Source organism: Eggerthella sp. 1_3_56FAA, assembly GCF_000185625.1.
In the GTDB taxonomy this organism is placed as follows: Bacteria; Actinomycetota; Coriobacteriia; order Coriobacteriales; family Eggerthellaceae; genus Eggerthella; species Eggerthella lenta.
On the sequence record NZ_GL622580.1, the window covers coordinates 163156 to 170292 of the forward strand.

General features: G+C 66.4%; 4 protein-coding genes. All 4 read right to left on the bottom strand.

Annotated elements, in window-relative coordinates; translation table 11 throughout:
- Window positions 1-2161 (bottom strand): AMP-binding protein (locus tag HMPREF1023_RS06145; protein ID WP_009305328.1); only part of this gene is annotated, 2161 nt, incomplete at its 3' end.
- Window positions 2162-2209: 48 nt separating this feature from the next.
- The gene (gene menB / locus HMPREF1023_RS06150; protein ID WP_009305329.1) at window positions 2210-3049 is read right to left on the bottom strand and encodes a 1,4-dihydroxy-2-naphthoyl-CoA synthase; all 840 of its coding nucleotides are present in this window, start codon (window positions 3047-3049) and stop codon (window positions 2210-2212) included.
- Window positions 3050-3212: 163 nt separating this feature from the next.
- Entirely contained in the window at window positions 3213-5996 is a 2784-nt protein-coding gene (locus HMPREF1023_RS06155) for a phosphoenolpyruvate carboxylase (protein WP_009305330.1), read from the bottom strand.
- Between the two features lie 710 nt (window positions 5997-6706).
- A partial coding sequence (locus tag HMPREF1023_RS06160; protein WP_156788370.1) for an alpha/beta fold hydrolase occupies window positions 6707-7137 on the bottom strand: 431 nt, incomplete at its 5' end.

The following is a 7137-nucleotide window of genomic DNA, read 5'->3' on the forward strand; positions in this document are numbered from 1 at the left end:
TCTCGACCGCGGAGCCCAGCCCGATCGCCGCGCCGGCCGGCACGGATGCCGAAGCGCCCGCGGTCGCGGCGTTCGCAGCCCCGCCGATCAGCTGCCATAGCGGCTTGCCGACGATCTTGCCGTACAGGTCCCACAGCGCAGGCTCGAGCGCGCCGCATGCCAACGGAAACGCCTTCGCCTCGGGAACGGCGGCGAAGGCGGCGCTCGCCTCGCTGGGATGCAGGAACGCCTCGCGCAGCACGATCGGAGCCAGAACGTCGTGGAGGATGCGCGCGTCCTGGTCGAGCGTTTCCGGCAGATACCAATCCGTCGGAAACGCCACGCACTCGCCCAGCCCCGTGCGACCGGCATGATCCGTCACTTCGACGATGATCGACTCGCGATGCGTCAGAGTGGCCTTGGCTGTTTTGAACGGCGTTTTGAACGGCAGCCGGATGCGGTGCAGCGTGACGCGCGCCACCTCGATGCGCTGGTCGTAGCGCCGCTCGAGCGCGACGCGGTCGATTTTCCCGATGCCCGTGCGCGGGAACTCGTCGAGCACGCACACGTGCTTCGGCAGGTACAGCTTCGACAGGCGCGGCGCCAAGCTGGTGCGAACGTACGACGCCAGCTGACGGTTCGTCAGGGATGCGAGCTGATCCGCCTGCGTCTGCGCTTGCGTCCGCTGCGCGTAGCGGCTCGCCCTCGGACGCGGCGCGGGCGCTTTCTCGCGCTCGACGAACGCAACAGGCCGTCTTCCCCAGCGGGCGTCGGGCGCGCCGAACACGTGGGCGTCGGATACCCCGGCCACGCGCAGCAGCTTCTCCTTGATCTCGGCCGGGTACACGTTCTCGCCGCCCGACACGAACATGTCCTCGGTGCGCTCCTTCACGAACAGCTTGCCGCCGTACAGCGCCGCCGTGTCCCCCGTCAGGAAGAAGCCGTCCACCGTGTACGCGGCGCGCGCGTTCAGGTAGCCGCCGAACAGGCCCGGGCCCTTCACGGCCAGGCGGCCGAACCCGTCGTCGCCGGGATCCACGATATGCGCCTCGTAGCCGGGCAGCAGGCGCAAGCCGCCGGTGAACGAAACCGTCACCTGGGCGTGGGCGATTTGGCTGGACGTCTCGGTCATGCCGTAGCTTGCGTACACGCGCGCGCCCGCACGGCACGCGCGATCGAGCGTCTGCGGGTTGAGCGCGCCGCCGCCCAGCAGGATGCAGGAGTAGCGCGCGAGCGTTTCCGGCTTGTCCGCGGCCACCATGTCCTGCAGCATCTTATCGACCACCGACACGTGCGTCGCGCCCTTCTTCGCCGCGTCGGACAGCAGACGGACGGCGTCGAAGCGGCGGTACAGCACGAACGGGCTGCCGTTCAGCACGCTGCGCACGACGACCTGGAAACCGCCGATATGGTAGAGCGGCAGCACCGCCTGCCACATGCCCTCGCCGCGACGATTGAGCGTCCGGTTGGACGCTTCGGATGCGAAACAGATGTTTCCCCACGTCAGCGATACGGCCTTCGCACGCCCCGTGGTGCCCGACGTGAACATGACCACGGCGCGGGCGTCGAAGTCGAACACGTGCGCGGCGTGTTCGGCGAAGTGGATGACACTCTCGGCAGCATCCTGCTGCGCCACTTCGCTGCGACGGCGCAGCGACGCGCGGCCCGAGCTGGCGCGGCCGAGCGCCTTCGTAGTGCGGGGCTCGGCGGACGCCGCGTTCACGCGGGCGGCGAAGCTAGGGCGCACGCCGCGCCCCGTCGCACGGACGGCGGACGGTGCGGCCATCTCGCCCGTCAACATGGCCTTCGCGCCTTCCAACAGGCGCGACACGTTGGTCGCATCGACGCGCAACGAAGCCAGCGACACACCGGGCTTGCGGTCGATGTCCAGCAACCGACTGTACTTCTCGGCATCGGTCAGGCGGTTGTTGAGCGCGACCAACGCGAAGCCGCCATACGCGGCAGCCAGCATGACCAGCACGTACGCCGGATCGTTCGGCAGATCCACGGCGACGCAATCGCCCGGACGCACGCCGCGGTCCAGCAAGAGCCGCGCGAGCGCAGCGGACAGCATGCGCGTCTCGCGATACGAGTACGCCGTCTCGTTGCCCGCTTCGTCAACGTACGTGAAGCACGTGCGCTGCGGGAACTGTCGCACCGTGCTCTCGAACGCACCGATCATCGCTGCCGGATTCCTGCCTTTCGGTTGCCGCCTGCCAGACGTGCGATCTTACGGAAACTTGGGGAACTGGGTGAAGTCGGGAGCGCGCTTCTCCTTGAACGCGTCGCGACCCTCCTTCGCCTCGTCGGTGGTGTAGTACAGAAGCGTGGCGTCGCCGGCGAGCTGCTGGATACCCGCAAGCCCGTCCGTCGCCGCGTTGAACGACGCCTTCATGAAGCGCAGCGCCGTGGGGCTGAACTCCAGCATCTCCTGCGCCCAGCTCACGCACTCCGCTTCCAGATCCTCGAAGGGAACCACTTTGTTGACCAGGCCCATCTCAAGCGCCTCGGCAGCCGTGTACTGGCGGCAGAGATACCAGATCTCGCGCGCCTTCTTCTGGCCCACGATGTTCGCCAGATAGCCCGCGCCGTACCCGGCGTCGAAGCTGCCCACCTTCGGGCCCGTCTGGCCGAACTTGGCAGTCTCGGCGGCGATGGAGAGGTCGCACAAGATGTGCAGCACGTGCCCGCCGCCGATGGCATAGCCGTTCACCATGGCAATGACGGGCTTGGGCACCACGCGGATAAGGCGCTGCAAGTCCAGCACGTTGAGGCGCGGGATGTTGTCCTCGCCCACGTAGCCGCCGTTGCCGCGGATCTTCTGGTCTCCGCCGGAGCAGAACGCCTCGTCCTCATGGCGGCCGCCGTGGTTGACGCCGGTCAGGATGATGACGCCGACGGACGCGTCGTCGCGCGCCTCGCTGAACGCGTCGTACAGCTCGGTGACGGTGAGCGGGGTGAACGCGTTGCGTCGCTCGGGCCGATTGATGCTGATCTTGGCGATGCCGCCTGCTGTTTCGTAGATGATCTCGCGGTACGCCTTGCCCGCCTGCCACGCAATGTCGCCCATGGCCGTCCTTTCGTCGCGCGCCGTGAGAAGCGGCTGCGCCGTGTGTAGAAGGGGATCTCCGACTAGATGTTCCCTATAGTAGCGCGTATCGCGCGTTTTCGCACCTCAAAGCAAAATTTCTCCGGAAAGATCAGGTACACTTCGCCAATGGTTGAAGCGAGCGCTACCCCGTGTTCTGCAGGCCGGCGGAAACCCCGGTCACGGTGGCCAGGATGAGCCCCAGATACTCGGTCTTGACCTCGTCCGAAAGCTCTTCCTGTCGGTTTCGGATCACGCGCAACGCGCGCACTTGGGCAAGCGAGAGCGCGTCCACGTAAGGGTTGCGCACGCGGATGGCGCAACCAAGCACGCGGCGGTGCTGCAGCGGCCACTCGTCTCCCACGATGGCCAGCGCCCACGAACGCGTCAGCTGCATCTCGTCGAACACCGCCTGAGCCAGGTCGTCGCGGTCGCCCAGCGCCAAGTACATCTTCGCAATACGCGCGTCGGTTTTGGCGATGGACATCTCCACGTTGTCGACGAACGTGGCGAACAGAGGCCATTCGCGATACGCGCGCTGCAGAAGCTCCAGGTCACCCACCCGTTCGCACGCCGCTCCCAGGCCGTACCACGCAGCCAGGTTGATGCGCGCCTGCGACCACGAGAACACCCACGGGATGGTGCGCAGGTCATCAAGCGATTGGGCGCCCAAGCCGCGCTTGGCAGGACGGCTGCCGATGGGCAGCAGGCCCACTTCGGCCAAAGGCGTGACGGTGGAGAACCACGGCGCGAAGCCGTCGGTATGCAGCAGATCCAGATAGCGCTCGTAGGCGGCTTCGTTCAAACGCGCGGCCACATCGGAGAAGCGTACGGATGCCTCGGTGTTGACGCGCTCGACCGACGGCGCCGAGTTCATGAGCGTGGCCGCCGCGACGCTTTCGATATGGCGTAGCGCAAGCGAGCGGTTGCCGTAACGTGCGAAGATGACCTCGCCCTGCTCGGTCACCTTGAATCGGCAGTTCACCGACCCCTTCGGCTGCGCGAGCACCGCGCGGTTCGCCGGCCCGCCCCCGCGGCCCACCGCGCCGCCGCGACCGTGCATGAGCACGACGTCGATGCCGCGCTCCTCGGCCCAGCGGGCGATGCGCTCCTGCGCGGAATGCAGGGCGAGCGTGGCGGTGACGGGGCCGGCGTCCTTCGAAGAGTCCGAGTAGCCCAGCATGACCTCCATGCGCCGCCCTGTCTGCGCCAGGCGGCGCTGCACGGCCGGCAGCTGCAGCATCCCGTCCAGCACGGTGACGCAGTTCTCCAAGTCCTCCAGCTGCTCGAACAAGGGAATCACGTCCAGCTCGGGCACGTCCTGCGCGTGCGAGAATGCGAGCTCTGCCAGCTCGTAGACGTCGGCCATGTGCCGAGCGCTCTTGGTGAACGACACGATGTAGCGTCGAGCCATCTTCTGCCCGTAGCGCTTCTGGATGGCGCCGATGGCGCGGAACGTGTCCAGCACCTCGCGCGTCATGGGGTCGAGCTTGCCCAGCACGCCATGGGCGCGGATATCGGCCAGCGCGCGTTCGTGCACGAGCGAGTGCTGGCGGAACTCCATTTCCACCATATGGAACCCGAACGTCTCAACCTGCCATATCAGCGTTTGCACGGGCCCGTACGCGGCGCGTGCGGCACCGGCGCGCGCGAGCGAGTCCTGCACCGTGCGCAGGTCGGCCAGCAGCTCTTCGGGCGACAGGTACATGATGTCGGCGTTGCGCGCCACGGTGCCCTCGAGGCGTGCGGCCATCACCAGCATGACGGCGCGGTGCGGCTCGAAGCCCAGGTCGTCGGCCACCCGTCCCGTCAGCGTCTCGCTCATCTCCACGAGATGGCTCCACAGGTTCATAAGCTCTTCCGAGGGCGCGGTGTACCGCGACTCCAGCGTGAGGTTGCGCCCGATGTTGCGGCATTCTTGGGCCAGCTTGGCCACCATATGCGCGAAGTACTTCGCCGCCACGCGGCGCGACACCTTCGCGGTGACGTTCGGGTTCCCGTCGCGGTCCGACCCGATCCAGCTGCCCGGACGGAAGAACGCCGGGCACACGGGCGGCACGCTGCCGGCGTCCTCGCCCAGCACCCAGTCGTCGAAACGCCGGTACACCTGCGGCACTGTATCGAACAGCGTGTTGTCGAAGATGTCGATGATGGTGTCGGCCTCTTCCAGGGGCGTGGGCTTCTTGAGCTCGGTGGGCGAGGTGCGCACGAGCGCGTCGATCTCCTGCAGCATGTGGCGCTCGTTCTCCAGGAGAGCCGATCCGCCCAGGTAGGGATGCTCGTCCAGCAACGCGGCGATACGGCGGATCTTGCCCTCCACCGCTTTGCGGCGCGCCTCGGTGGGGTGCGCGGTGAACACGGGGTGGAATTCCAAGCGGCCCAGCAGCTCGGCCGTGCGTTCGGGGCCCACCTCGTCCAGTAGGTGGCCGTACGCCACCACCAGCTCGTTCGATGTGTCCACGGCCGACTCCATCGACACGTTGCGCTCCAACTCGCGCAGCGTTTCCACGCGGTAGTTCTCCTCGGAAAGGTTCGCCAGATGGAAGAACGACGCGAACGCGCGCACCACCACTTGCGCTTGGTCGACCGGCAACGCGTCGATGAGCTCGACGGCCTCGCGGAACGCCCGCGCGCCCTCGGTGTCGGCCGTGGGGATGCCCTGGGCATCGGTGGGCTCGTCTGCGGCGACGGTGCCCGGGTTGCCCTCGTTCGCCCTGATCATGCTGTTGAACAGACGGTCGAAGAGAGCGCAGACGGCCGGATCGTACTCCTTGAGCACCTTTCGCTCCATGCGGAGAAACAACACGAGGTTGTCGCGCAGGCTCTCGGGGATCTCGATCTCCGTGTAGGATTCGATAGCCTCGGCGGTGTCCGACGCGCCCAGATGACGGTCGAGGGAAAGGGCTGTTCCGCCTTCGAGATCGGCCATGATGCCTCCTGCTCCTGGAAAATGAGACAAAGGGACGGGCCAATGTCTCATTTCGCCTCGTTCGTTTCTTGCCGCGTCATTATACTCGTTCGGGAACGACCAGAGACAGGCTGTAACGCAACCTCGACAAGAGGCGAGGAGCGAAACCGTTTCGCAGCCAGCGCAACTCGCGAATCGGCCCGAAACTCTTCTTGCGAATAGTGGACCGTTTTGTATAATAAGGGCGAGCCGCAGGGAGCGTGTACTCCCCACGGCTCTCGGATCGCTTCGGCGGTTTGGGTTTACTTGTGGCGCTCCTTTCCCCTACGGGTTAGGAGCGCGCTCCTTATCACCAGAAACAGCTCGATGACGCGGGTAGCGAACTCCAAGAGCAAAATCACCAACGAAGCAATCCCCAAAACGGTCATGGTCATCACCTCCAATCATCTAGAATATTGAGAGGGAGAGGCACCAAGCCGCCGGATCGAATCCGTGCTTCTCAGTATAGCGAGCCCGTTCTACGTTTCCATGGCGCGCATCACCATGGAAAACCTTCCCGATCTTGCGCGGTTCCAACGCCGTTCCCACGCGCATTCCACGTTTCTTGCCTCCTTTTCCAATACGGATTCCGCGCGCTTTGCCATCGTTTCTCACGCGAATCGGAAGCGGGCGCTCGGCGCTCCGGCTTGCATCGGCGGCAGCCCAACGCGCCGTCCATCCGGCTCCTTGCGTCATTTCCTCAGAAACGACGCTACTTCCTTGGCAAAGGTGGCGGGGGCTTCCAGGTGGGCGTTATGGCCCGCGCCGGGAATGATGCGGACCGTCGCACCCGCTTCGGCAGCTTGAGCTGCGAGGGCGCGGTACTTCTCGTCGCGCTCGCCCGCCAGGTAGAGCAGCGGCGTGTCGCCGGCGCGCAGGACGTCGAGCGTTTCGAGCGTTTCCGCACGCGAGGGCATGACGTGCTGGCCGGCTTGCTCGAACGTGCGCGCAAGAGCCTCGGCGTCGTTCGCCATGCGCCCGGCGCGCAGGCGCTCGCGCACGTCCGGCGGCAGGTCGCGCTGGCTGGCGAACAGGGGCAGCTGCTCCCAGAAATCCATGAAGGCTTCCAGGCCGTCGGCGCGCAGGCGCGCCGCGCAAGCCGCGTCGCGCTCGGTGGCGGCAT

What these genes read in the sequence shown, in the direction of transcription:
- HMPREF1023_RS06155 (WP_009305330.1), bottom strand. Translation starts at nt 5,996, where the DNA reads ATGGCCGATCTCGAAGGCGGAACAGCCCTTTCCCTCGACCGTCATCTG.
- menB (WP_009305329.1), bottom strand. Translation starts at nt 3,049, where the DNA reads ATGGGCGACATTGCGTGGCAGGCGGGCAAGGCGTACCGCGAGATCATC.